This is a genomic window from Microbispora sp. CL1-1, assembly GCF_012034195.1.
Lineage (GTDB): Bacteria > Actinomycetota > Actinomycetes > Streptosporangiales > Streptosporangiaceae > Microbispora.
The window spans coordinates 92186-117797 of sequence record NZ_JAATEK010000007.1 but is presented as its reverse complement, the minus strand read 5'-3'; the positions used below and the strand labels follow the sequence as shown (position 1 = coordinate 117797).

The 25612-nt window shown below is 71.2% G+C and carries 24 protein-coding genes; 12 read left to right on the top strand and 12 right to left on the bottom strand.

The genetic code is table 11. From position 1 onward, the window contains the following. The first annotated feature begins 3 nt into the window (after positions 1-3). The 5 genes from atpA to HCK04_RS11395 all read left to right on the top strand — a co-directional run bounded on the left by atpA (position 4) and on the right by HCK04_RS11395 (position 4876). On the top strand, positions 4-1653 hold the full coding sequence (gene atpA, locus HCK04_RS11415) for a F0F1 ATP synthase subunit alpha (RefSeq protein ID WP_142647149.1): 1650 nt from the start codon (positions 4-6) through the stop codon (positions 1651-1653). 3 nt (positions 1654-1656) lie between these two features. Continuing rightward, on the top strand, positions 1657-2556 hold the full coding sequence (locus HCK04_RS11410; RefSeq protein ID WP_142647148.1) for a F0F1 ATP synthase subunit gamma: 900 nt from the start codon (positions 1657-1659) through the stop codon (positions 2554-2556). 1 nt (position 2557) lies between these two features. After that, positions 2558-3985 (top strand): F0F1 ATP synthase subunit beta, encoded by a 1428-nt coding sequence (gene atpD, locus HCK04_RS11405; RefSeq protein WP_142647147.1) that lies wholly within the window; start codon positions 2558-2560, stop codon positions 3983-3985. A 71-nt stretch (positions 3986-4056) separates the two neighbouring features. After that, positions 4057-4458, top strand: a complete 402-nt coding sequence (locus HCK04_RS11400; protein WP_079320504.1) for a F0F1 ATP synthase subunit epsilon — start codon at positions 4057-4059, stop codon at positions 4456-4458. 19 nt (positions 4459-4477) lie between these two features. Further along, entirely contained in the window at positions 4478-4876 is a 399-nt protein-coding gene (locus HCK04_RS11395) for a DUF2550 domain-containing protein (protein ID WP_142647146.1), read from the top strand. Positions 4877-4907: 31 nt separating this feature from the next. Here HCK04_RS11395 and HCK04_RS11390 read toward each other — a convergent pair whose 3' ends face one another. The 5 genes from HCK04_RS11390 to HCK04_RS11370 form a co-directional block, all read right to left on the bottom strand. After that, positions 4908-5516, bottom strand: coding sequence for a cob(I)yrinic acid a,c-diamide adenosyltransferase (locus HCK04_RS11390; RefSeq protein WP_142647145.1), 609 nt, complete (start codon positions 5514-5516; stop codon positions 4908-4910). A gap of 53 nt (positions 5517-5569) precedes the next feature. After that, positions 5570-6175 (bottom strand): TetR/AcrR family transcriptional regulator, encoded by a 606-nt coding sequence (locus HCK04_RS11385; protein ID WP_142647144.1) that lies wholly within the window; start codon positions 6173-6175, stop codon positions 5570-5572. Between the two features lie 257 nt (positions 6176-6432). After that, positions 6433-7260 carry an ABC transporter permease gene (locus HCK04_RS11380; protein WP_142647143.1) on the bottom strand — a complete coding sequence of 276 codons (828 nt, stop codon included), beginning with the start codon at positions 7258-7260 and terminating at the stop codon, positions 6433-6435. A gap of 106 nt (positions 7261-7366) precedes the next feature. Then, positions 7367-8251, bottom strand: coding sequence for an ABC transporter ATP-binding protein (locus HCK04_RS11375; protein ID WP_142647142.1), 885 nt, complete (start codon positions 8249-8251; stop codon positions 7367-7369). An 85-nt stretch (positions 8252-8336) separates the two neighbouring features. Then, positions 8337-9128, bottom strand: coding sequence for a TetR/AcrR family transcriptional regulator C-terminal domain-containing protein (locus HCK04_RS11370; protein ID WP_142647141.1), 792 nt, complete (start codon positions 9126-9128; stop codon positions 8337-8339). A 72-nt stretch (positions 9129-9200) separates the two neighbouring features. Here HCK04_RS11370 and HCK04_RS11365 point away from each other — a divergent pair, with 72 nt between their 5' ends. After that, entirely contained in the window at positions 9201-10097 is an 897-nt protein-coding gene (locus HCK04_RS11365) for an NAD(P)H-binding protein (protein ID WP_142647140.1), read from the top strand. Between the two features lie 55 nt (positions 10098-10152). Here the strand turns inward: HCK04_RS11365 and nucS are convergent, their stop codons facing one another. After that, the gene (gene nucS, locus HCK04_RS11360; RefSeq protein WP_142647139.1) at positions 10153-10827 is read right to left on the bottom strand and encodes an endonuclease NucS; all 675 of its coding nucleotides are present in this window, start codon (positions 10825-10827) and stop codon (positions 10153-10155) included. 209 nt (positions 10828-11036) lie between these two features. On the opposite strand from nucS, the gene HCK04_RS11355 reads away from it, so the two are divergent. From HCK04_RS11355 to HCK04_RS11345, 3 genes are all read left to right on the top strand, one after another. Continuing rightward, entirely contained in the window at positions 11037-11354 is a 318-nt protein-coding gene (locus HCK04_RS11355) for an ATP/GTP-binding protein (protein WP_185948956.1), read from the top strand. A 20-nt stretch (positions 11355-11374) separates the two neighbouring features. Then, a complete protein-coding gene (locus tag HCK04_RS11350; RefSeq protein WP_142647138.1) occupies positions 11375-12079 on the top strand; it encodes an alpha/beta hydrolase in 705 nt (234 codons plus the stop codon). A gap of 78 nt (positions 12080-12157) precedes the next feature. Beyond that, positions 12158-12928 (top strand): alpha/beta fold hydrolase, encoded by a 771-nt coding sequence (locus HCK04_RS11345; protein ID WP_142647137.1) that lies wholly within the window; start codon positions 12158-12160, stop codon positions 12926-12928. Positions 12929-13176: 248 nt separating this feature from the next. Here the strand turns inward: HCK04_RS11345 and HCK04_RS11340 are convergent, their stop codons facing one another. Further along, complete coding sequence (locus HCK04_RS11340; protein ID WP_142647136.1) at positions 13177-14478, bottom strand: DivIVA domain-containing protein; 1302 nt, start codon at positions 14476-14478, stop codon at positions 13177-13179. A 182-nt stretch (positions 14479-14660) separates the two neighbouring features. After that, positions 14661-15083: a methylmalonyl-CoA epimerase gene (gene mce / locus HCK04_RS11335; RefSeq protein ID WP_142647135.1), complete on the bottom strand. Its 423-nt coding sequence runs from the start codon at positions 15081-15083 to the stop codon at positions 14661-14663. Between the two features lie 103 nt (positions 15084-15186). On the opposite strand from mce, the gene HCK04_RS11330 reads away from it, so the two are divergent. Together HCK04_RS11330 and meaB are read left to right on the top strand one after the other, a co-directional pair. Then, positions 15187-16380: an acetyl-CoA C-acetyltransferase gene (locus HCK04_RS11330; protein WP_142647134.1), complete on the top strand. Its 1194-nt coding sequence runs from the start codon at positions 15187-15189 to the stop codon at positions 16378-16380. A 12-nt stretch (positions 16381-16392) separates the two neighbouring features. Beyond that, positions 16393-17403 (top strand): methylmalonyl Co-A mutase-associated GTPase MeaB, encoded by a 1011-nt coding sequence (gene meaB, locus HCK04_RS11325; protein WP_142647133.1) that lies wholly within the window; start codon positions 16393-16395, stop codon positions 17401-17403. Positions 17404-17570: 167 nt separating this feature from the next. On the opposite strand, the gene HCK04_RS11320 is transcribed toward meaB, so the two are convergent. Together HCK04_RS11320 and HCK04_RS11315 are read right to left on the bottom strand one after the other, a co-directional pair. After that, a complete protein-coding gene (locus tag HCK04_RS11320; RefSeq protein WP_260617203.1) occupies positions 17571-18293 on the bottom strand; it encodes a DUF4230 domain-containing protein in 723 nt (240 codons plus the stop codon). Between the two features lie 586 nt (positions 18294-18879). Next, positions 18880-20937 carry a hypothetical protein gene (locus tag HCK04_RS11315; protein ID WP_142647132.1) on the bottom strand — a complete coding sequence of 686 codons (2058 nt, stop codon included), beginning with the start codon at positions 20935-20937 and terminating at the stop codon, positions 18880-18882. Positions 20938-21351: 414 nt separating this feature from the next. Between HCK04_RS11315 and HCK04_RS11310 the strand changes: the two genes are divergently transcribed. After that, positions 21352-21864 carry a MarR family transcriptional regulator gene (locus tag HCK04_RS11310; protein WP_142647131.1) on the top strand — a complete coding sequence of 171 codons (513 nt, stop codon included), beginning with the start codon at positions 21352-21354 and terminating at the stop codon, positions 21862-21864. Between the two features lie 120 nt (positions 21865-21984). Here the strand turns inward: HCK04_RS11310 and HCK04_RS11305 are convergent, their stop codons facing one another. Continuing rightward, positions 21985-23475, bottom strand: coding sequence for a serine hydrolase (locus HCK04_RS11305; protein WP_168065838.1), 1491 nt, complete (start codon positions 23473-23475; stop codon positions 21985-21987). Positions 23476-23872: 397 nt separating this feature from the next. Next, positions 23873-25603: a S8 family serine peptidase gene (locus HCK04_RS11300; protein ID WP_260617202.1), complete on the bottom strand. Its 1731-nt coding sequence runs from the start codon at positions 25601-25603 to the stop codon at positions 23873-23875. Between the last annotated feature and the right edge of the window lie 9 nt (positions 25604-25612).

Below are 25612 nucleotides of genomic sequence, written 5' to 3'. Positions count from 1 at the left end.
GAGATGGCGGAGCTTACGATCCGGCCGGACGAGATCCGGGACGCCCTTGAGCGCTTCGTCCAGGCGTACGAGCCGGAAGGTGCCGCGCGCGAGGAGATCGGGACCGTCGTCGACGCCGGGGACGGCATCGCCCATGTCTCCGGCCTTCCCTCGGCGATGGCGAACGAGCTGCTGGAGTTCGAGAACGGCACCCGTGGTCTGGCGCTGAACCTCGACGTCCGCGAGATCGGCGCGGTCGTCCTGGGCGACTTCAGCGGCATCGAGGAGGGCCAGCAGGTCCGCCGCACCGGCGAGGTCCTGTCGGTGCCGGTCGGCGACGACTTCCTCGGCCGCGTGGTCGACCCCCTGGGCAACCCGCTCGACGGCAAGGGCCCGATCGCCGCCGAGGGCCGCCGCGCCCTCGAGCTGCAGGCCCCCTCGGTGGTCCAGCGTCAGCCGGTGAAGGAGCCGCTGCAGACCGGCCTCAAGGCGATCGACGCCATGACGCCGATCGGCCGCGGCCAGCGTCAGCTGATCATCGGCGACCGCGGCACCGGCAAGACCGCGATCGCGGTCGACACCATCCTCAACCAGAAGGAGAACTGGCTCTCCGGCGACCCGAACCGCCAGGTTCGCTGCATCTACGTCGCCGTCGGCCAGAAGGGCTCCACGATCGCCCAGGTCCGTGGCCGCCTCGAGGAGGCGGGCGCGCTGGAGTACACGACCATCGTCGCCGCTCCGGCCTCCGACCCCGCGGGCTACAAGTACATCGCCCCGTACACCGGTTCTGCCATCGGCCAGCACTGGATGTACCAGGGCAAGCACGTGCTGATCGTCTTCGACGACCTGACCAAGCAGGCCGACGCCTACCGCGCCGTGTCGCTGCTGCTGCGTCGTCCGCCGGGCCGTGAGGCGTTCCCCGGCGACGTCTTCTACCTCCACTCGCGTCTGCTGGAGCGCTGCGCCAAGCTCTCCAACGAGATGGGCGGCGGCTCGATGACCGGTCTGCCGATCATCGAGACCAAGGGCAACGACGTGTCGGCGTTCATCCCGACCAACGTCATCTCCATCACCGACGGCCAGTGCTTCCTGGAGACCGACCTGTTCAACGCCGGTGTCCGCCCGGCGATCAACGTCGGTGTCTCGGTCTCCCGAGTCGGTGGTTCCGCCCAGGTCAAGGCCATGCGCAAGGTGGCCGGCACGCTCCGTCTGTCGCTGTCCCAGTACCGCGACCTGGAGGCCTTCGCGGCCTTCGCCTCCGACCTGGACGCGGCCTCCCGCGCCCAGCTGGAGCGCGGCGCCCGCCTGGTCGAGCTGCTCAAGCAGCCGCAGTACAGCCCGTTCCCGGTCGAGAAGCAGGTCGTCTCGGTGTGGGCCGGCACCACCGGCGAGCTGGACGACGTGCCGGTCGAGGACATCCGCCGCTTCGAGGCCGAGTTCCTCGACTACCTCGGCACCGCCCAGAAGGGTGTCTTCGACAGCATCCGCGAGACCAAGGAGCTGACGGACGACACGGTGACCGCCCTGAAGGACGCCATCACGGAGTTCAAGAAGGGCTTCACCACCTCCAGCGGTCAGCTGCTCGTCAACGACGAGCCGGTGGAGGCGCTGGACGCCAGCGAGGTCGGCCAGGAGAAGGTCGTCAAGCACGTCCGCAAGGTCGAGGCGAAGTAACCCATGGGTGCCCAGCTTCGACAGCTGCGGCGGCGGATCAAGTCGGTCAAGTCCACCGCGAAGATCACCCGCGCGCAGGAGCTGATCGCCTCGTCGCGCATCGTCAAGGCGCAGCAGCGGATGCAGGCGGCCGTGCCGTACGAGCGGGAGATCACCCACGCGGTGTCGGCCGTCCTGTCGAACACGACGAACGTCGACCACCCGCTCACGGTGGCCAAGGAGCAGCCGGCCACGGCCGGCGTCCTGATCGTCACCAGCGACCGCGGCTTCGCCGGCGGCTACAACGCCAACATCCTCCGTGAGGCCGAGGCGCTGAAGGGCCACCTCACCGGACGCGGCCTGGCCGTGAAGCCGTACGTCGTGGGCCGCAAGGGCATCACCTGGCACCGCTTCCGCAGCCGGGAGATGTTCGGCGAGTGGGACGGCTTCTCCGACAACCCGTCGTACGCCAACGCCAAGGAGATCGCCGACGCGCTCATCACGGCGTTCAAGGCGGAGGACGGGATCGACGAGATCCACGTCGTCTACACCGGGTTCGTCTCGATGCTGACGCAGAACGTGATCGTCAAGCGGATCCTGCCGCTCGAGGTCGAGGAGGCGGAGACGGCCCCGGAGGGCATCCCGCCTTACTACGAATTCGAGCCGACGGCGGGTGACGTGCTCGACTCGCTGCTGCCGCGCTACATCGAGTCGCGCATCTACAACGCGCTGCTCCAGTCGGCGGCCTCCGAGCACGCCGCCCGGCGCCGCGCGATGAAGTCGGCCACCGACAACGCCAACGAGCTCATCCGCGTGTTCACCCAGCAGATGAACCAGGCGCGTCAGGCCGAGATCACCCAGGAAATCAGCGAGATCGTCGGTGGCGCGAACGCGCTGGCTGACGCCGCAGCGGGGAAAGAGTGAAATGACCGCACAGACTGTTGAGACCACCGTGGGCCGTGTCGCCCGCGTCACCGGTCCGGTCGTCGACGTGGAGTTCCCCGTCGAGGCCATGCCGGACATCTACAACGCGCTCACCGTCGACGTCACGCTCGGCGAGGAGACCAAGACCCTGACGCTCGAGGTCGCCCAGCACCTCGGCGACAACATCGTCCGGGCCATCTCCATGCAGCCCACCGACGGCGTGGTCCGCGGTGCGGCCGTCACCGACACCGGCGCGCCGATCTCGGTGCCGGTCGGCGACTCCGTCAAGGGCCACGTGTGGAACGCCCTCGGCGAGCCGCTCGACGCGCCGAAGGCCTCCATCCAGGTCAACGAGCGCTGGCCGATCCACCGTCCGGCACCGGCCTTCGACCAGCTCGAGGCCCGTACGGAGATGCTGCCCACCGGCATCAAGGTCATCGACCTGCTCACGCCGTACGTTAAGGGCGGCAAGATCGGTCTGTTCGGCGGCGCGGGCGTCGGCAAGACCGTTCTGATCCAGGAGATGATCCGCCGCGTCGCGCTGAAGTTCTCGGGCACCTCGGTGTTCGCGGGCGTCGGCGAGCGCACCCGTGAGGGCAACGACCTGTGGCTGGAGATGGAGGAGGCGGACGTCCTCAAGGACACCGCGCTCGTCTTCGGCCAGATGGACGAGCCCCCGGGCACCCGTCTGCGGGTGGCGCTGTCCGCTCTGACCATGGCGGAGTACTTCCGCGACGTGCAGAAGCAGGACGTGCTGCTGTTCATCGACAACATCTTCCGCTTCACCCAGGCGGGTTCCGAGGTGTCCACGCTGCTCGGCCGTATGCCGTCCGCCGTGGGTTACCAGCCGACCCTCGCCGACGAGATGGGTGTGCTCCAGGAGCGCATCACCTCGACCCGTGGTCACTCGATCACCTCCATGCAGGCGATCTACGTGCCCGCGGACGACATCACCGACCCGGCGCCGCACAACGCGTTCGCGCACCTCGACGCGCAGACCGTTCTGTCCCGGCCGATCTCGGAGAAGGGCATCTACCCCGCGGTGGACCCGCTCGACTCCTCCTCGCGGATCCTCGACCCGCAGATCATCGGTGAGGAGCACTACGCGGTCGCCCAGGAGACCAAGCGGATCCTGCAGAAGTACAAGGAACTGCAGGACATCATCGCCATCCTGGGCATCGACGAGCTCTCCGAAGAGGACAAGGTCACCGTCCAGCGGGCGCGCCGCATCGAGCGGTTCCTGTCCCACCCGATGTACGCCGCCGAGGCGTTCACCGGTCAGCCGGGTGAGTTCGTGCCGCTGGACGAGACCATCGCCTCGTTCAAGGGCCTGTGCGCCGGCGAGTACGACCACCTGCCCGAGCAGGCCTTCTTCATGGTCGGTGGCATCGAGCAGGCCATCGCCAAGGCGAAGGAACTCGAGCGCTAGGACGCCTTCGACGCCTGTGCGGCACGGCTCCGGCCGCGCCGCACGGGCGTCCGTCGAAAGGGAGCTGAGAAGTGGCAAAGCTTCGCGTGGGCGTCGTGTCGCCGGAACGTGAGATCTGGACGGGCGAGGCCGACATGGTCATTGCCAAGACCGTGGACGGCGAGATCGGTATTATGCCGAACCACGCTCCCGTTCTCGGTGTCCTCGTCGAGGGCGGAGTGCTGCGCGTCAAGCGCGGCGACGAAGGCGACCTCGTGGCCGCGGTGCACGGCGGATTCATCTCCGTCGCCGACAACGACGTGTCGATCCTGGCCGAGGCGGCCGAGCTCGGCTCCGAGGTCGACGTGGCACGGGCCAAGGACGCGCTGCAGCGTGCTCAGGCCTCGATCGAGGCCGACCAGGAGGACGCGGACGCACGACTTCAGGCCAAGCGTGCGGCGGCCCGGCTTCGGGCGGCCGGCGAAGAGGTCTGACACCAGGAGGAGGGCGGCATTGGCGGCGCTTGAGATACTCGCGGGCGTCTTCGCCGTGGCCGCGCTCCTCGTCCTCCGGGGCTTCGTCCTGGCCCGGGCCCGGGGCACGATCGTCTGCCGAGTACGGCACGGCCAGGGGAGCTGGAAGAGCGGGGTCGCCCGCTACGTAGGGGGAGAGCTCCACTGGATTCCGTTCCTGGGATTCGGCCTGAGGCCGCGCCACGCTATCGCGAGGCGCGGCCTCACCGTTTCCAGCCGGAGGATGCTCGACACGGGTGAGGGGCCCGCCGGCTACTGGACCGTCGTCTGCTCGGCAGAACGCGGCCCGCTGTCCCTGGCGATGAGCGAGGACGCCCTCACCGGCTTCCTCGCCTGGCTGGAGTCGGCCCCGCCCAGCGCCCATCTCGACGCCGCCTGACATTCGCCGTGGGCGCGCCCATCGGTTGCGCTCAGCGGGTGGCGCCTGGCCTCCAGAGGATCTCGTCGCCGGCGGACGCCACGCGGCAGAGGATGAACATCAGGTCCGACAGGCGGTTCAGATACTTGGCCGTCAGGGGGTTCATGTCGTCGTGCTCCTCCAGCGCCGCCCACGCCGACCGCTCGGCTCGCCGTACGACCGTGCGGGCGAGGTGGAGGGAGGCCGCGGCGGGCGCGCCGCCGGGCAGGATGAAGCTGCGCAGCGGCTTCAGCTCCGCGTTGAACCGGTCGCACTGCTCCTCCAGCCAGGCGATGTACGGCTCCTCGACCCGCAGCGGCGGAATGTAGTCCCGATCTTCTGGATCGGGCTCCTGCGCGACCGGCGTGCACAGGTCGGCGCCGACGTCGAACAACTCGTTCTGCACCCGGCTCAGGACGGCCGTGACGTCCTCGGACAGGCCGCCCGTGGCGAGCGCGACGCCGATGGCGGCGTTGGCCTCCTCCACGTCCGCGTAGGCGGCCAGGCGGGGATCGGTCTTGCGGGTGCGGCTCATGTCGCCCAGTGCGGTCGTGCCGTCGTCGCCCGTCTTCGTGTAGATCTTGGACAGGACGACCGGTGTGTCGTTGTCGGCTCGGGTCATGCGGCTCAGCGTAGTCGCCGCGCTCCGCTTCCCCCGGGGGCGGCCGCCCTGTCTCACCCGGCGGAGGCCGCCAGGGGACCGTCGGAGGAGAAGGTGCGGCGGAAGATGTACACGGCGGTGTCGATCAGCTGCTCCGTGGGCGGTGAGGGCTCGCTCATCACCCACTCGATGAGTAACTCGGTGATCGCGCCGATGAGGCCGAGCGCCAGCAGGTGGAGATCGAGGGCGGGCACGCGCGTGCCCCGCGCCGAGGACTCTATGACCTTGGTGAACGACGCCACCGCCTGCTGACGGGCGCCGCTGAGCACGTTGCCCGCCCGCCTGACCTCCAGGTGCATGAGACGGGCGCGCCGCACGTCCTTGGTGACGAAGCGGATGTATTCGGCGATGCCGGCGACGATTCGGTCGTCGAGCGTCGGCGGGGCCGTGTCGATGGCCTCGCTGACCGAGGCGAGGGTCTCCTCGATGCACCGCTCGTAAACCGCGCGCATCAGATCCTCACGGCTGGAGAAGCATTCGTAGAAGGCGCGATTGGAGATGCGCGCGGTCGCACACAGCCTCTCGATGGTGGTCGCGTGGAAGCCGGGTTGGGCGAACAGGGTGTAGGCGGCCGATATGAGCCTTTCCCTCCTGTCTGCAAGCCTTTCGGCAGCCGACATCCCCCGATAGTCCCGTCCCGCCACTTTTCACCTCACACTGTCATGGTCCCCCCAGAAGTCCCCATTATGAACGCAAGATCCTTTTTGTGGAAGTGCTGGGAAATAGGCACTCTCGTGCTATGCCAAAGACGCTCAATAGCTTGACATAGCCGTCAAGAGGTCAGCACGCTTACCAATTGGGATAGATCGATCTCGCTGCAATTGCATCGGCAATTACAGAAGCGCGTGCGAACGGCATCCCCGGTGCGTGATCGGCCTCACCCGTCGCGCCGCCCCTTCCATCGGAACGTCGTCACGCAGAGCACGAGGCCACCGACGAGCCATGCGCCCAGGACCAGGGCCACCCTGACCGGCTCGTACGACCCGGTCAGTTCGAGGGCGGCCCCCGCGTCGCCGAGGAAGACGGATCGGAACCCCTGGCACATCCACTTCAGCGGGAAGATCGAGGCGGCGTTCACCAACCAGTCGGGCAGCTCCGTGATCGGGATGAAGACCCCGGAGACGAACTGCAGCACGACGAACGGCAGGCTGATCACCGCGGTCGCGCTCCTGCCCGATCGGGGCAGGCCGCTGACGGCGATGCCGAGCACCGAGGCGGCCGACACGCCGAGCACGAACACCCAGGCGAACGTGAGCCAGGCCGACACCTCTGAGGGCAGCTCCAGGTCGTAGAACAGCACCGCGATGGCGAGCAGGATTGCGACCTGGAGCACCGTCATCACCAGCACGCTGGCGATCTTGCCGATGAAGTAGGCCGCACGCGGCATCGGGAGGCCGACGAGCCGCTTCAGCGTGCCGTCGTCCCGGTCGCCCGCGATGCCGATGCCGAGGTTCTGGAACCCCGTGCCCATCACGCCCGAGCCGATGAGCCCGGCGGTGTAGAGCTGGGCGACGGTGACGCCGGTCCCCTCGGCGCTGCCGGAGAAGATCGCGGCGAACAGCACCAGGAACACGATCGGCAGGGCGAAGGTGAAGACGACGGCGTCCCTCTCCCGGAAGAGCACCTTCGTTTCGACGGCCGCGCGGGCCAGCGCGATCCTCAGCGGGGACGGCAGGGCCACATCGGGGGCGGGGGTGGTGGTCATGGCGTGCTCTCCACAGGCGGGACGTCGGCCGGAGTGGTGGTCATGCCGCCCTCTCCGTACGGGCGGGCGGCGCCCGGGGTGGTGATCATGTGACGGAGTGGGGTGGTCATGGCGTGCTCTCCACGGGTTCCGCGGGGGTCTCCGGGGCGCTGCCGGCAGATGGCTCCTCCGCCTCGATGAGGCGGAGATACACGTCCTCAAGCGTGGGCCGTGTGACGGTGAGCCCGGGGATCTCCCCGTCGTACCTGCGCGACAGCTCCAGGACGACCTCCGTGGGGGTGTCGGTCTCGATCTCGCCGTCCGACCAGGCCACCCTGGCCCTGGCGGTGGCCCGGCCGCCCAGCGTGGCGGGGTCGCCCTGGGCGACCACGCGTCCCCGCGCCACGACCGCCACGCGGTCGGCCAGGGTCTCGGCCTCCTCCAGATAGTGGGTGGTCAGCACGATCGTCGTGCCGTCGTGCGCCAGCCCCTCGATGAGCTCCCAGAACCGCCGCCGCGCCTCGGGATCGAAACCCGTCGTCGGCTCGTCGAGGAACAGCAGCTCGGGGCGGCCGATGACGCCGAGGGCGACGTCCACCCGGCGGCGCTGGCCGCCCGAGAGCTGGCGGATGCGTTTGCCCGCGCTGTCGGCGAGCCCGACCTGTTCCATGAGCTCGTCCGGGTCGCGGGGGTTCGCGTAGTAGGTGGCGAAGTGCCGGAGGGTCTCCCGTACGGTCAGCTCCGCCCGGTCGTCGGAGCTCTGCAGCACGATGCCGATCCGGGACCGCCACTCGCGGGTCGGCCGGGCCGGGTCCCTGCCCAGGACGGTGACCTCTCCCGCGTCTCGCCGGCGATACCCCTCCAGGATCTCGACCGTGGTCGACTTGCCCGCGCCGTTCGGGCCGAGGACGGCGAACACCTCGCCGTGCTCGACATCGAGGTCGAGGCCCGCGACGGCCTGCACGTCGCCGTACCGTTTCGTCAGGCCGCGTACACATATCGCGTGTTCCATGCCCAGAGGATGCATCGCGGAAGGATCACGGAACACCCCCCACAGGACGATGATCGGCATCCTCCGTACGGCGGATACGCCGCGCCTACTGGAGCTGCCCTGTGAGCGCCTGGATGCCGTCCAGAAGCCGCCGCAGGCCGAACCGGTAGGACTCGGCGTTCGCCTCCGCGGCCGGCGCGTCGAAGCCGCCCTCGCGCCAGACGCGGGTGATCGCGGGATGCCGGGTCGTGTCGAAGTAGTCGTCCCAGAACGAGCCGCGCGCCGCCCACCAGGCGTCGGCGGACTCCCCGGTCGTCCGCTCCACGTGGTCATACTCGGCGCTGACGGCAGCGGCGGCGTCGACGAAGGTGACGATCGCCCCCGCCGCAGCGGTCATCTGCCGGGGTGACAGCCCGATGTCCGAGAGCGCGGACAGCAGATACTCCTGCTGCGCCATCAGGCCCGGACCCAACGGCGGCCGCACCGTGGAGACCTGCCGCAGCCAGGGATGACGCCGGTACGCCTCCCGGGTGCGCTCGGCGTACAGCTCGATCTGCTCCCGCCAGCCTTCCGGCCGCGGGTCGCCCGGGCCGGGCAGATCCCGCTCGGAGAGCACCGCGTCGACCATGAGGTCGATCAGCTCGGCCTTGCCCGGAACGTAGGTGTAGAGCGACATGGTGCCCACGCCGAGCTCCTCCCCGACCCGGCTCATCGACATCGACGTCAACCCTTCGCGGTCGGCCACCGACAGTGCGGCACCGACGATCTGGTCGACGGTCAGCCGGGGCCGGCGCCCCTTCGCCGGCTTGTCGCCGGCGCGTCCGGCGGCCGCGTGGTCCCGCCAGAGCAGCGCCAGCGTCCGCTCCGGATCGCCGCCGCCGCTGCGCTCCACTCCCATGAGCGTGAATCCTACATTTTCGTATGCGGTACGGTTATTCTATCCGTACGCCATACGAGAATGGGGTGGAGCATGACTGTCCTGGTCACGGGTGCGACGGGCAACGTCGGGCGGATCGTCGTCGAAGGGCTCATCCGGGCCGGTGAGCGGGTGCGCGCGCTCACCCGGCGGCCCGGCGAGGCGACGCTGCCGCCGGAGGCGGAGGTGGTGTTCGGTGATCTCGCGGATCCGGCGACGCTGGCCGGGCCGCTGTCCGGCGTCGAGCGCGTCTACCTGTTCCCGCACCCCGCGACCGCCCACGCGGTGGTGGAGCAGGCGAAGCGCGCGGGGGTGCGGCGTGTCGTCGTCCTGTCCTCGGGCGCCGTGACCTTCGGCCTCGACACGGACTTCCACCTGCCGGTGGAGTGCGCCGTGGAGGAGTCGGGGCTGGAGTGGACGCACGTGCGGGCAGGCGAGTTCATGACGAACAGGCTCGAACTGTGGGGGGAGTCGATCCGCACCGAGCGGGTGGTCCGCGACCCCTTCCCGGGGCAGGCCGGAATCCCCGTGCACGAACGGGACGTCGCCGACGTGGCGGTGCTGGCGTTGACCGAGGACGGCCACGCCGGCGCCGCGTACACCCTCGCCGGTCCCCAGTGGGTGACCCGGCGGGAACAGGTGACCGCCATCGCCGCCGCGATCGGCCGGGAGATCCGTTTCGAACAGGTCGGCCGGGAGGAGGCGCGCGAGCTCTACCTCCGGATGGGCGGCTTCGCCGCGGCGAACGCCGACTTCCTGCTCGGGTTCACCGATTACGGGGGACGCGAGGTCGAGCCGGACGCCGACGCCGACGCCGACGCGGACACGGGCGCGGGCGCGCGGCCCGCGCCGGAACGCCGGCCGTTGCCGACCGCCGAGCAGGTCACCGGCAGGCCCGCACGCACGTTCGCCGAGTGGGCCCGTGACCACGTGGCGGACTTCACGGGCTGACCAGGCTCAGACAGGGGTTGAACAGGGTCGACACAGGGGTCGGCACAGGCCGGGCTCAGAACAGCGTCGGGTTCTCCGGCTCGATGCCGCGCAGGGCGTCATAGTCGAGCGTCACGCACTCGATGCCGCGGTCGGCGGCGAGCACGCGGGCCTGCGGCTTGATCTCCTGGGCCGCGAAGATCCCCTTGACCGGGGCCAGGCGGGGGTCGCGGTTGAGCAGTTCGAGGTAGCGGGTGAGCTGCTCCACGCCGTCGATGTCGCCGCGCCGCTTGATCTCCACGGCGACCGCCCCGCCGAGGTGGTCGCGGCACAGGATGTCCACCGGGCCGATGGCGGTCATGTACTCCCTGCGCACCAGTGTCCAGCCGTCGCCGAGCGTGGTGATGTGCTCGGCGAGCAGCTCCTGCAGGTGCGCCTCGACGCCGTCCTTGCGCAGGCCCGGGTCGATGCCCAGCTCGTGGCTGGAGTCGTGCAGGATCTCCTCGATCGTCAGCACGAGCTTCTCGCCGGTCTTGCCGTGCACGACCGACCAGGTGAGCACGCCGTCGATCTCCTCCTCGCGCACCTTGCAGGGAGGGTTCATCCAGTTCAGAGGCTTGTACGCCCGGTCGTCAGCGTGGATCGACACGCTTCCGTCCGCCTTCATGAGGATGAGCCGAGGGGCCATGGGGAGATGGGCGGTGAGCCGTCCCACGTAATCCACGCTGCACCGCGCGATGACCAGCCGCATGTGCGCCAACCCTACCGGGATCGCGGAGGTCCCGAGGCGTTCTGGGAGACTGTCGGGCATGGCCCGGGCGGGGGAGGAGGCCGGAGGGTGGGCTGGCGCGGTGCGCGGGGTTCGAGGCGTCCGCTTGTACGCCGTCCGACCGGGTGCTGGAAGAATGGGCCGTCTTCTCCCGTTCTGCCTGACATGAGCCCCCCGGAAGGATGCCCGCCGTGAGTCCCCGACGTGCCCGCCGCCGCGGCCCGTTCGAACGCCCGGACGGCAGTGCCGTACGGCCGGTGGGCCCTCAGGTGGCCGGGGTGGACCGTGTGGAGAGCGCGCACGACGGCGATTGGGTCGTCCGCAACGTCTCCGGCGCCGCCCAGGGCAAGGCGTACCGGTGCCCGGGGTGCGAGCAGGAGATCAGGCCCGGACTGCCGCACGTGGTGAGCTGGCCGGCCTGGGCCGGGGGAGAGGACGAGCGGCGGCACTGGCACACCACGTGCTGGCGCAACCGGGCCAACCGAGGTCCGGGCCGCAGCCGTTACTGACACGAGCTATCGGAGTGGGAATGGACATCAGGGCGTCCACGGTGCTGCCTGCCCGGCGCGAGGACATCGAGCTGCAGACGGCCGACGGGCTCACCCTCGTCGGCGAGGTGGCCGTGCCGGAGAGCCGGCCGCCGGTGGCGACGCTGGTCTGCCTGCATCCCCTGCCCACCCACGGCGGGATGATGGACAGCCACGTGCTGCGCAAGGCGTCCTACCGGCTGCCCGCACTCGCCGACATCGCGGTGCTGCGCTTCAACACCCGTGGCACGACCTCCGACCGGGGGACCTCGCAGGGGGCCTTCGACGGCGGCGAGGGGGAGCGGTGGGACGTGGCCGCCGCTCTGGAGTACGCCGACTTCCACGACCTGCCGAACCCCTGGCTGCTCGGCTGGTCGTTCGGCACGGAGCTGGCGCTGAAGTGGGGTCGCGACCCGATCGTGCAGGGCGCGATCCTGCTGTCGCCGCCGCTGAAGCGGGCCGGTGAGAAGGACCTCGTCGCCTGGGGCGAGTTCGGCCGCCCTCTGGTGGCCCTGGTGCCGGAGCACGACGACTACCTGCAGCCCGAGGAGGCCGTACGCCGGTTCGCGGCGGCACCGCAGGCGGAGGTCGTCGGCGTGGACGGGGCCAAGCACCTGTGGGTCGGCGAGCCGTACGTGCGGATCGTGCTGAACGAGATCGTCAAGCGGGTGAACCCGCCCGCCGCGCCACTGCCCACCACGGTCTGAACGTGACGGACGGGCCGCCGGGGTCGCGAATCGGTGACGAACGGCGGTGCCGGGCGCGTGGCGCGTTACCGTGACCTGATGCAGCTCTACTCGCGTTCCGCCGGGAGCGGCCTGCCAGTCGCCCTGCTCCACGCGTTCCCCCTGTCCTCCGCGATGTGGCTCGCCCAGCGCGAGGGCCTCGCGCCGGTCTGCCGGGTGATCACCCCGGACCTGCGCGGCTTCGGTGGCACGATGCTCGGTGACGACGAGCCCTCGATCGACCTCATGGCCGACGACGTTGCGCACCTGCTCGACCAGGAGGGCATCGACCGCGCCGTGGTCGGCGGCCTGTCCATGGGCGGCTACGTGGCGATGGCCCTGTGCCGCCGCCACCCCGACCGCGTACGCGGCCTGATCCTCGCCGACACCAAGGCCCAGGCCGACCCCGAGCCGGCCAGGGCGAACCGGGAGCGGATCGCCACGGCGGTCCTGGAGAGCGGCACGGGCATCCTCGTGACCGAGGCGCTGCCCGCGATGCTCGGGGCGACCACAAAGGAGTGCCGGGGGATGGTCGCCGGGCGCGTGCGCGGGCTCGTCCAGGCGGCGCCGCCCGCGGCGGTCGCGTGGGCCCAGCGGGCGATGGCCGCGCGGCCCGACGCGTTCGGCACGTTGCGGTCCCTGACCGTGCCGGCGCTGGTCGTCGTGGGCGACGAGGACGAGCTGTCGCCGCTGCCGGACGCCCAGGCCATGGCGGAGGCCATCCCGCAGGCGCAGCTCGTCGTCATCGGGAAGGCGGGCCACCTGTCCGCCATCGAGCAGCCCGAGGCGTTCAACCGCGCCATCGCGGAGTTCGTCAAGTCACTGGACTGAGCCGGGGCCGGGGGCAGGAACTGCGCCGGCGGTCGTCGGTTGATCCGGGGGCCGAAGGGTTTTCGGCTCGGCCTGAGGCCGGGGGGCCTTTGGCTCGGCGTGGGATTCGGGGGTCCTTGGCCGAGCCGGGGGCCGGGATCTTCTGCCCAGACGCGGGTCGGGGGGCGGGCATTAGAACGGGGCCCGGTATTGCCGGGCCCCGTTCGTTCAGCCGTCAGACTCCCCGATGTGCGCCTGTGCGCCGGTGGCTACTCCTGCCACCACTCCGCGTCGTCGTCGCTCTTGGTGGAGCTGATCGGCTCGACGGACGGCGTGGCGGGCACGGACGGCTTCTCCACGACCGGCGGAGCCGACAGGGCCGGCTTCGGCGGGGCCGCGGTGACGGGCGCCGGCTCCGGGTCCATGCCCGGCAGCGGGGCGCCGCCCAGCAGCTGGCGGAGCTGGGCGAGGTGGCTGGTGATGCTGTCGCGCTGGCGGGTGAGCTCGTCCACCTGGCGCTGCATCGCCGTACGGGTGCGCTCGGCCTCGTTCTTGGCCTCGGTCACGATCGTGTCGGCGCTGGCCTTGGCGTCGGCCACGAGCTGGTCGGCGTTCTTGCGGGCGTTGGCCAGCAGCTGCTTGGCGTGGGTGTCGGCCTCGCGGCGGGTCTGCTCGGCCTGCTGCGTGGCCTTGGCGGCCCGCTGCTCGGCCGTGGCGGCGCGCTGCTCGGCCTCGGCGACCAGCTTCTGGGTGTTGGCCTGGGCGGTGGCGTGGCGCTCGGCCTCCTGGCGCTCGGCCTCCTCGCGGCGGGCGGCGAGCTGGATCTCGAACTCCGCCTCGTCCTGGGCCCGCTTGGCCTCCGACTCCTCCAGGATCCGCTGCGCCTGGGCCCGCATCTCGTCCGCCTGACGCTTGGCGGTGGTGAGCACCTCGTCGCGCTCGCGCTTGGTCGAGGCCCGCAGCTGGGCCACCTCGCGCTCGGTCGTGGTGCGCAGCTTGGCGATCTCGCGCTCGGCGTCCGCCCGCTTCTCCGCGACCTCGTGGTCGGCGGTGGCGCGGATCTTGGCGACCTCGCGCTCGGTGGTGGCGGTCAGCTCGTCGGACTCGCGCCGGGCCGTCGACCGGATCTCCTCCGCGTCGCGCTCGGCGGTGCTGCGCATCTCCTCGGCCTCGCGCGCCGCCAGCGCCCGCTTCTCCGCCGCCTCGTTCTCCGCTGCCGCCCGCAGGTCGGCGGCGTCCACCTTGGCGGCGGCGCGGATCTCGTTCGCCTCCGACCTGGCCGCCTGGACGAGCTCGGTGGCCTGCTCCTCCGCGAGCCTGAGCAACTGCTCGATGCGGGCGCCGAGACCCGAGTACGTCGGCCGCTCCTGCTCCTGGAGCTGGCGCTGCGAGTCGGAAAGCTCCCGCTGAAGGGCGCCGATCTGTTCCTTGGCCTGACGCAGTTCGGTGTCGAGGGTCTTCAGGTGGTCGTGGACCTGGTGCCGGTCATAACCCCGGAGCACCACGTCGAATTCGCGAGATGGGGCGTCCTCGAAGAAGTTGTTCAGCTGGGCGTCGATGTCGGACTGCATGAGGCTCGATCCTGGTTGTCGAGACGGCTACAGGGGGCCGGACGGGGGGTCGGTTCCGAGGCGAGGAAGCCGGTGTGGCGTCCACGTCCGGTGGTACGCCAGCGTACTCCGGTACTGCCGCGTTGGAGGCCCCCTCCGACTTTCTGCGCGACTTGTTACGTATGAACGTTTCTTGCGTTTACTTAGCGCCTGGACGTCTCGACGAGCTCGGTGAGAACCCCTCCCACGTCCTTCGGATGCAGGAACGCGATCGAGGCTCCCATCGACCCATGCCTGGGCCGCTCGTCGATCAGGCGCACGCCCTTCGCCCCGATCTCCTCCAGGGCTTTGGTGACGTCCGCCACGCCGTACCCGATATGATGCACGCCCTCGCCCCGCTTGGCGAGGAACCTGCCCACCGCTGTGTCGGGGTGCAGCGGTTCGAGAAGCTGGACATATGACGCGCCCTGGGCGCCGTCGGCGACGTGCAGCATGGCCTCGCGGACGCCCTGCTCCTCGTTCACCTCCCGGCTGACGACGGTCAGGCCGAAGACGGACTCGTAAAACTCGATCTTCTCCTCCAGGTTGTGGCAGGCCACACCCACGTGATCGATCCGCAGCAGCATCGCCGTCTCCTCCGCGTTCCCGTCGTGCCGCCCGCGTCCGGGCGGCCGCCCTACTCATGGGTATGGTGACACCGTCGCCCCGATCTCGTAGTGGAGGGTCTCAATGTCTGGTTCCGTCATCGTCGCCGGAGCACGCACACCGATCGGACGGCTCCTCGGCTCGCTCTCCGATCTGTCCGCCGTCGAACTGGGCGGGATCGCGATCAAGGCCGCGCTGGAGCGCGCCGGTGTCTCCCCCGACAAGGTCCAGTATGTGATCATGGGGCAGGTGCTCCAGGCCGGGGCCGGTCAGATCCCCTCGCGCCAGGCGGCGGTGAAGGCCGGCATTCCCATGACGGTGCCCTCCCTCACCATCAACAAGGTCTGCCTGTCGGGCCTCGACGCGATCGCGCTGGCCGACCAGCTCATCCGCGCGGGCGAGTTCGACATCGTCGTCGCGGGCGGCATGGAGTCGATGACCAACGCGCCGCACCTGCTGCCCGGCCTGCGCGAGGGCGTGAAGTACGGCGGCACGGGCATCCTGGACGCGATGGCCCACGACGGGCTCACCGACGCGTTCGACCAGATCGCGATGGGGGAGTCGACCGAGCGCCACAACGCCAGGCTCGGCCTGACCCGGGAGGAGCAGGACGAGTTCTCGGCGCGGTCGCACCAGCGCGCCGCCGAGGCCACGGAGAAGGGCCTGTTCGACGACGAGATCGTCCCGGTGCCGCTGCCGCAGCGGAAGGGCGACCCCGTGCTCTTCTCCGCCGACGAGGGCATCCGCAAGGACACCACGGTCGAGGTCCTGGCGAAGCTGCGGCCGGCGTTCACCAAGGACGGCACCATCACGGCCGGATCGTCCTCGCAGATCTCCGACGGCGCCGTCGCCGTGGTGGTGATGTCGAAGGCCAAGGCCGAGGAACTGGGCCTCGAATGGCTGGCGGAGATCGGCGCGCACGGCAACGTGGCCGGGCCGGACAACTCGCTGCAGTCCCAGCCCGCCAACGCCATCAAGCAGGCGCTGGCCAAGCAGGGGCTGACCGTGGGCGACCTCGACCTGCTGGAGATCAACGAGGCGTTCGCCCAGGTCGTGCTGCAGTCGGCGAAGGAGCTCGGCGTCCCGCTCGACAAGATCAACGTCAACGGCGGCGGCATCGCGCTCGGCCACCCGATCGGCGCGTCCGGCGCCCGGATCGTGCTGACGCTGGCCCACGAGCTGAAGCGGCGCGGCGGCGGCCTCGGCGCGGCCGGCCTGTGCGGCGGTGGCGGCCAGGGCGACGCGCTGATCATCCGGGTTCCCGCGCCCGGCGCCTGATCGGAGCCGCAGGTGGACGTCCGTGAGCTTGTCGGTCAGGCGCGGCAGGGCCGGCCGCGCGCCGTCGCCCGGCTGATCTCGCTGGTGGAGAACGCCGTCGAAAACGCCGAAACCGCCGCGAACGGCGGTCAGAGCGGTGCCTCCGCCGGGGGAGACACGACGGCGAGCCGTGCGCTGCGCGAGGCGATGGCGGAGCTCGCCACCGGCGGCGCCCGGCCGCACCCCGCCAGGGTCATCGGCCTGACCGGCTCCCCCGGCGTCGGCAAGTCGACCTCGACCGGCATGCTCATCCGGGCGTTCCGCAGGCGCGGCAGCACGGTGGGGGTGCTGGCGGTCGACCCGTCCAGCCCGTTCACCGGCGGCGCCCTGCTCGGAGACCGCGTACGCATGCAGGACCACGCGACCGACCCCGGTGTCTTCATCCGCAGCATGTCGAGCCGAGGGCACCTGGGCGGGCTCGCGTGGGCCACGCCGCAGGCGCTGCGCGTGCTGGAGGCCGCGGGGTGCGACGTCATCCTCGTCGAGACGGTCGGCGTCGGGCAGGCCGAGGTGGAGATCGCTCACCTGGCCGACACGACCGTCGTCATCCTCGCGCCGGGCATGGGCGACGGCGTGCAGGCCGCCAAGGCGGGCATCCTCGAGGTCGCCGACGTCCTGGTCGTGAACAAGGCCGACCGCGACGGCGTCCAGACGACCGTGCGGGAGCTGCGGACCATGACGGCCCTCGTGGAGGCGCCCTGGAGGCCCCCGATCGTCACGACCGTCGCCTCCAAGGGTGAGGGCGTGGACGACCTGCTGGCCGCGCTGGACAAGCACCAGGCCTACCTGGAGGAGTCCGGAGAGGCCCGCAGGCGGCGGCTGGCCAGGGCACGCGACGAGATCGAGGCCATCGCGCTGGCCCAGCTCCGGTCGCGCTTCGCCGTGCTCCACGGTGACCGTCTCGACGTGCTCGCCGAGCGGCTGCTCGCCGCGGAGACCGACCCCTACGCCGCCGCCGACGACCTCATCGCCGCACTGCGCTGAGCCGTCGGCTTGTGCTGAGCCACCGGGCCGCGCTGCGCCGAGGTGCTGTGGCGCGCCGAGGTGCTGTGGCGCGCCGAGGTGCTGTGGCGCGCCGAGATGCCGCGGCGCGCCCAGGTGCCGCGCCCAGCCCCGGCCCGTACGGCTCTCGCATCGCGGCGGCCGACGGGTCAGGGCTCGCCGTCGTATTTGACCGTGACCGTCGTGAAGCCGAGGGACCTCAGCATGCCCTCAAGCATGGCCTTGGTGTTCTGGTCGGCCCGGGAACGCAGGTCGCTCGCGGCGGCGGCGTCGCCGATCTTGCGTTCGGCCAGCACGTAGAGCTCCTGCTGGTTCTGTGGCGACGACGACAGGAAGTCGGAGATCCGGTCGAAGATGCCCCGCTCCTGGGCGAAGACGTACGACCGCTTGTTGTCGAGGTTGGGCTTCTCCAGCTCGGCGTGCGGCAGCCGCACCGTCACGGTCGTGCGGTCGGGGGAGACCGTGAAGGCGTCCTTGGGCAGCGTGGAGAAGTCCACGTAGGCGTCCACGGTCCCGGCGCCCACGAAGAGCGTGCGGGAGCCCTTGATCGCGTCAGGGAGGAACCTGGCGTCCTTCTCCAGGTCGACGATGACCTGGAAGTCGCCGGTCGCGGCCTCGAAGCGGCTCAGGTTCTGCACCGACCGCAGCAGCGCGGGCCCACTGCGGTCGACGGTGCGCTCGCCCAGCGGATCGAGCCAGGACCAGGTCAGCCGCGCGCCGACCACGAGCAGCAGGACCACGAACAGCAGGCCGGCGAGCACCCGCCAGCCGCGCCGCGAGCGGGGGGCGGGGGCCGCGGCGCTCGCCGTGGCGTCGGTGGCGGCGGCGCCGGCGTCGGCCGGCGCGAATGAGGGACGGGTCTGACGGTCCACGGGGGGAATCTTCCCGGTATTTCCGCGATCTCACGCGGGACAAGATCGCGTCCGCTCGTGGGCCGTGTTTCGGTCTTCTCAAACTCATCGCCGGTCCGGACCGATAACCGAACCGGCCTTCTCGGCGGCGCTCGGGCCCGCTCGGCAACAGCCGGCCGCCCCATGCTCGACGTTGGTGCGCACCTGCTGTGCGAGCGTGTCGCCTGTCGGCAGCGGGCGGGTTGCCGCCGCCGCGCTCACGCCGCCTGCGGTGCCTTGGCGGCTCCCGCCATGCCCGGCGCGGAGTGCGGACTGCGCCGGGCGCGGGTGGTGGGGGGTGCGGCCTCGTTTGTAGGTTCGGCGGCCTGCCCGTGCCGGGTTCTGCCCCCGCATGGGGTGCGGACTGCGCCGGCGCGGGTGGTGGGGGTGCGGCCTCGTCTGTACGTTCGACGGCCTGCCCGGGCCGGGTTCTGCCCCGCACGGGGTAGGGACCGTGCGGGGCGCGGGGTGGTGCGCGGTGCGGAGCGTGCGGGGTGCGACCTCTGGGGCCTATCGGCCTATGTGGGCGGGGCCGGGGGCTTGTCCTCTCTCGCCGGGGGGGGGCGGGCTACACGACGGGTGCCAGGAGCGCGCCGGGTACGCCGGGGTCGTCCTCGGGGATCGTGTCGTGGGCGTCGGTGTCGGCGGTTGGATGCGGGGCAGGGGTGGCGCGACCGGCGTCGCCGGGGCGCGTGGTGGTGCGTCCGGCGCGGCCGTCGCGGCCGGGAGGTGTGCCGCCGGACCGTCGCCTGCCGTGACGGTGGTCCTGGGCGGGCGAAGGGCTGGCACCGCCGGGACGCGCGCGGCCGGAACGATCCGGAGCGGGCGAAGGGCTCGCGCCGACGCCGCCGGGCCGCGTCTGCGTACCCTGCCCATTCGAAGCACCAGGAGCGCCGGGCCTTTCCTGGGTTCCCGGGCGGTCCGGGGATGCGGGGTCGGCGGGCTTGCCGGTCCTTCCGGGCCGCCAGGGGTGCGGCGACCGTCCGGGGGTCGGCCCCCAAGGGCGGCCTCTCCGGGCGCCTCCGCGGTTCGGCATGTCCCACGGACCCGGATAACCCGGGCGGCCCATCGGGCCGTGACCCGTCGAGCCATGCCCGCCCGGAGCCTGACCGCCAGCGCCCGGACCGCCAGCGCCCGGACCGACGGGGCTGGGACTGACGGAGCCCGGACCCGGGGGACTGGCGGCGGGAGACGGCCACCCGGAGGCGGCCGGACTCGGGCCGATCCATCCCGGGCCGATCTCGCCGCCGCGCGGGTCCGTGACCGGCTCCCAGTCGGGTCCGGTCGGCATGCCGGTGGCGACGGCCATGCCCGAAGGAGACGGCTCGGCCGGATAGCCCGGCGCGTACGTCGGGGTGGGGTTCACCGGATAACGCGACGCGACGGGGTCGGCGGGATGGGTGCCGCCGCCGAAGTGCTTCGCCTGCAGGCCGCAGGAGACGAAGTCGGAGTAGAACATGCGCAGCCAGTCCTGCCGCTGGGCGTTGCTCAGCTCGGAGAACCAGATGGCCGCCTGCTGGTGCTCGCGCAACGACCCGCTGGGCAGCGAGACGTCTCGCAGCCAGGCGATGATGATGGCCCGGTAGCCCGCGGCCACGGCTCCCGCGCAGGGGTGGGCCAGACGGTCGAGGAACTCGGCGGCCGCCCGCTGGGCGTACCCGGACCCGAGATCGTCGATGTGCACGACTATCACGCCCGGTCCCACGGAGTCGTCCTCGCCGTACTCCCGTTGCTCGACCCTCTTGAAGGCGGCCGGCGTGCCGGCCAGCTTCAGCGCCAGCGTGGTGAACACGGTGGCGAGCTCGGCCAGGCCCCCGCGCAGCGCCGGATGGACGCAGACGTTGATGGGCCATTCCTGACAGATGAGGCGTTCGCTCACCGGCACCGCCTGCGGCACGGTGACGAGCCGGGCCGCGCCGGTCCCGGCGGCCAGCACGGCGATCACCGCGGCGGCCAGCGCCAGCGTGCGCCGGGTCACCAGGGCCACCCAGCCGAGGAGCAGCGCGGCGCTCAGGCCCAGCAGCCACAGCGTCTGGTCCGCGTAGGCGGTCTCGCTGACGCCGGAGAGCAGGTCGTACGGCTCCCGCGTGGCGGGCGTGAGCCGGTCGGCCCAGTTGGGCCCGGTGGCCAGCCAGGTGAACAGCCCGAACGTGCCGGCTCCCGCGATCAGCGGGACGACGACGACCGGCACGAGCCAGCCGAGGATCCAGCCGATCACGATGTACAGCCCCAGCCCCGCGACGGACATCGCGAGACCGCCGGGCAGCGGCGGCCCGCCCTGCCCGGTCAGCGCGGCGCGCAGCCCGAGCAGCAGCACGGTGGCTCCGAAGGAGCCGGCGACGACCGCGATGATCGACAACGGCGCCCTGGCGGCCCGCCACGGCGTCAGGACACGGCCCTTCTCGGCGCGGCGCCTGCGGAACGCGACCCAGGCCGCGAACGCGGCTCCGAGCGGCCCGGTCAGGCGCAGCGAGCCGATGACGGCCGCCACTATGTCGTCCCAGTCCATGAAACCGGGAATGAGGACGCTCCACGCGGCGACGAGCGCGAGCACGAACAGCACGGTCGCCGCGACCAGTGCGCCGTGTCTCAGCTCACCGCGTGAACCGCCCCTATGCTCACCCACAGCAGGGCGCGGCCCCTGGCCACGCCACCGAAGTCCGGCGCGCATGCGGCGCCGGGACAGCGATGCTGTCCATTGAGAATCTCCCCCGTGTCTGTGTGAGCGGTGCACGCGAACCCACGCCGTTCCCCGTGGCGCTGGTTCGCCGGCCGGCCTCGCCTCGCCCGCCGTCGGACGCGTCTCCCCGCGGACCCCCGTCCGCGAGACGTCCTCTAGCAGACGGGGTTCCCCGTGCCGCCGGGTTTGCCGCCGCCTCACCTTTCGACGTGGCAACCATAACGGAGCGTGACCCGTACGAGGGGGAGTTCTGGGGTCAAGGAATGAATTCGGTTACGCTCGGTGCACTGGTCGATCTTGGCCGGCGTCGCGCTACCGTATATCGCTGTGTCCGTTCCGCCCAGCTCAGAGCCGCCGCCCATGGGTGGCCCCCGGCCGCTCAAGCTCCCGTTCGACCCGATCGAGCGGGCGGCCGAGACATGGCGTTCGACCTTCGGGCCGTCGTCCGCCATGGCCGCCGTGACTTCGATCATGAGAGCCCATCAGATCCTGCTGGCGCAACTGGACACGCTGCTCAAGCCGTACGACCTGACCTTCGCCCGTTATGAGGCGCTCGTGCTGCTCACGTTCAGCCGGGCCGGGTCGCTGCCGCTGTCGAAGATCGGCGAGCGGCTGATGGTGCACCCGACGAGCGTGACCAATACCGTGGACCGCCTCGAACGCGCCGGCCTGGTGCGCCGCATGCGCAACCCACGGGACGGCCGCGGCGTGCTCGCCGAGATCACCGACGAGGGCCGGGACATCGTGCGGCGCGCCACGGCCGACCTGATGAACGCGGGTTTCTGCATGGGCATGTACGACGACGCCGAGCTGGACGACATGTTCGGCCTGCTCAGGACCCTGCGCGTCGCCGCGGGCGACTTCAGCTCCTGACGCGGGCCGGGAGATCGGCCGCGGGGAGTCAGGCGCGGCCCGGGGCAGGCGCGAGGAGTCAGGCGCGAGGAGTCAGGCGCGAGGAATCAGGCGCGGCCCGAGGGATCAGTCGCGGAGGGATCAGCTGCGGGCCAGCATCGCGAACGAGCCTCGCACCAGGGCCAGCAGTTCGGGCGCGGCCGAGGCCTCGTCCAACGCGGTGACGGGATCGCTCGTGAGCGCGGTCACCACGTACGTCCTGCCGGCCGCGTCACGGGCGAGGAAGCCCATGGAGAGGACGCCGGGCTCGCCGCCGCCCTTGTACCAGACCGTGGGCCAGGCCTCGGCGTCGAGCCCCAGCCCGGCGTCGTTGGCCGACATGATCTCGTCGATGGGCGGCGTGTTCAGCGCGGACAGTCCCGCGAACGCGCGGCAGACGTCTCCGGGCGAGGCGAACCATTCCAGCGCGCCGATGTCGCGCGGCCGGTCCCAGGGCGTCACCGCGCTCAGCGGCGTACGCGCGACGGTCGTGGCCAGATAGCGGTAACGCCGGGCGCGGTCGAGCGACAGGTACTTCTTCGCGAGGCGCGGATAGTCCGCGCCCTTGAGGAGGAACAGCTCCCTGGTGGTGAGGAACGGCCGGTTCAGCGCCGTGTGGCCGGACCACCGCCCCACCTGGGCCTCCACGCGGGCACGGCCGACCTTGTCGATCAGCAGGTCGGCGCCCGTGTTGTCGCTGATCGAGATCATCAGTTGGGCGGCCTCCCTGACGGAGACCGTGCTGTTGTCCGGACGGTCTTGGAGCGTGCCGCTCGGCAGGCTCTTCAGGTCGGGCCGGATGGTCAGGGGCGTGTCCCAGGACAGCCGGCCCTTCTTGATCTTCTCGGCCGTCGCGCCCAGCACGTAGAGCTTGAACATCGAACCGAGCGGCCGCGGAGTGTCCGGCGCGATGGTGTGCACGGGACGGCAGGTGCCGTTCCCGCGGATCTCGGCCGCCAGGAACCCCACCCGGGGCGCCAGCGCGCGCAGCCGCTGGTCGAGCTCGGCCCAGCTCTGCGGTGCCGGCCGCTGCTCCTGCTGGAACAGGAGGGCGGCGATCCTCCCGTCGCCGTCGACGGCCATGGAGATCTGAAGACGTCCGACGCCGGTCGTGACCACCCCGGTCAGTGTTGTGGGCGTGACGTCGGCCAGCGATTCGAGCCGCAGGCCGCCCAGGCTCTGCAGGACCCCGTTGAGCTGGGCCGGTGAGATCTGTTCGAGGAAGGCGGCGCTGAAGTGCGCGCTGATCTGGTCTTCGGGGATCGGAAGGGCCGCGGACGCCTCCAGGAGCCAGCGGAGCTGCTCGCCCACAGGCGAGTCCGGTATCTCCGGGGTGGGAGCGGGGGTGGGCGACGCGAGCGGCGCACCGGCGCCGACGGCTCGGGGCGCCACGTCGGCGGGGGCGGCGGTTGCCGGGCTGGCGGGGGTGGTATCAGCGGTGGCCGGGGTGGCGGGTGCCGTGTTGGCGGCGGGAGTCGTGTCAGCGGCAGAGGCGGTGGCCGGGGTGGCGGCCGCGGTGTCAGCGGGAGCGGCGGTGGCGGGGGCGGCGGTGGCCGTCACGGCGAGGGCCAGTGCCGCGCTCATGACGCTCATGAGGGGAATCCTCACCCGGCCCTGTGACGTGGTGCGCATCGGCGTGATCGGCACGAGAAGGCTCCTTCGCGGTAGGGGGTGCGGAGCTCGTGTGCGGGTCGTCGGCGGTTCGCCGCGGCGGGCATTACGTGATCTCACCTTCACGATCACTGTACGTCGCGATGAGACGGCCCTGATCTCCACCGCCCGGTCGCCGCGGCCGGGCCCCCGGGCGTCCGCGCCGCCCAGGGGGCCGGTGGCGCACGTCACGTGGTGCGCCACCGGCCCCAAGAGGTACCCGCCCTCGAGGGGAATCGGCCTCGGGAGGTACCGGCCTCGAGAACAACCGGCCTCGGGAGGTACCGGCCTCGAGGGGAATCGGCCTCGGGAGGAATCGGTCCCGGGAGGAACCGGCGCGTCAGCGGCCGACGGCGCGCAGGGCGTCGACGATGCCCCTGCCGTAGAAGCCGTTGTCCCACGGCCCGCCTTCGCAGGTGTGCGTCGCGGTCACGGTGGAGCCGCTCGGCAGGATGCGGGTGTAGGTGAACGCGGGCGGGTTCGGGCACGGCGTCCTGGTGGCCGTGGCCTTGAGGATGGCCTCCACCTTGTCGGGATCCAGGGTCAGCCCGCCGCGGTCGCGGTCGCGCTTGCCGTACCGGCTGACGATCAGCGCCGCGACGCCGGCCGCGCGGGGCGAGGCCATCGAGGTGCCCTGCAGGTACTGGTAGTAGCCGCAGGTGGAGCCCTTGCAGTCCTTCACGACGTACTCGACGGTCGGGTCGCCGTTCGCGTCGATCTCGCCGTTGGCGACGGCGAGCGCCTTGGGATAGGCCGCGAGCGTGGCCTTGCTGATGTCCCTGGTGTTGCCGGGGGTGTCGTAGACGTCGCCGCCGGGCGAGGCCACGTCGACGTAGTGGTTGCCGTAGCTGGAGTAGTACGTCTTGCGCTTGCTGACGCCGGTGGCGGAGACCGAGATCACGTGCTCGGACTCACTCGGCAGCGAGACGCACGACGGGGGGATGGTCCGCTCCCTGGGGGCCTGGCCGGGGAAACCGGCGAAGTCGGGGCTGCCGCTGTCGACGTTCGTCTTCGTGTAGTCGATCGCCTCGTTGCCGGCCGCGCTGACGATCGTCACGCCGCGCGCGTGGGCGTAGTCGATCGCCCGCTGGGTGGCGGCGATGTACAGCCGCTGCTGGGCCTGCTCCTCGGGGCTGTCGGCAGGGTTGTCCGCGCAGTTGAACAGCCACGGATCGACGTAGTAGCTCATGTTGACCACGTCGACGCCGATCTTGCCCGCGTAGGTGAGGGCGTCGACGGTGGGCTGGAGGAAGAAGTAGCCGGAGTCCTGGCCCGCCCGCAGGTTGACGATCGTCACCTTCGGCGCGACGCCCGAGACGCCCAGCTTGTTGATGGGCGAGGCGATCGACGAGGCGACGTGGGTGCCGTGGCCGTTCTCGTCCACGTCGTTCGGGTCGGTGCAGGAGCCGTCGGGGTCGCTATCGCAGGGGCCGTCGATCTCGGTGCCGTCGGCGTCCGCCGGCAGGTCGACGGTGAAGTTGCGGCTCAGCCTCCGGTCGAAGTTCGGCGCGATGTCGGGGTGGGAGCCGTCGACGCCGGTGTCGAGGATGCCGACGAGGACGCCCTTGTCCCCCTGCTCGAACCGGTGGGCCTGGTCCGCGTGGATCTGCTTCATGTCCCACTGGAGGTCGGCCAGCGGCTCGTCCTTGACGCTGCGCCCCCACGTGAAGCGCCCGCCGCCCCGGCCCTCCTTCTCCACGGCCTGGTTCTTGGCGGCCTGGGCCACGGCCTTCTTCACGGCGGCGGACGCCTTGGCGTCGTCGGGCACGCTGCCGATCGACTGGTTGCGGGCGACCCCTTCGATGGCCGCCGAGCCCCGCAGGGCATCGGCGAAACCGGCGTTGGCGCTGCTGACCGTGGCCAGCCCGACATCGGTGTTGACCTTGATCACGCTGCCGCCCGCCGCTTCGATCGCCTTCTGGGCGTCCGCGGCGGCCGCGCCTTCCCTGAAGAGGACCACGTATTCGGTCTGGGCAGCAGACCCGGCGGCCGCCGGTTCGGCCTGCGCGGGTGTGGCGAGGGTTGCCGCCACCATCGCCGCGGTCGCGGCGACGACTGTCAAGCGCTTCACATCCACCTC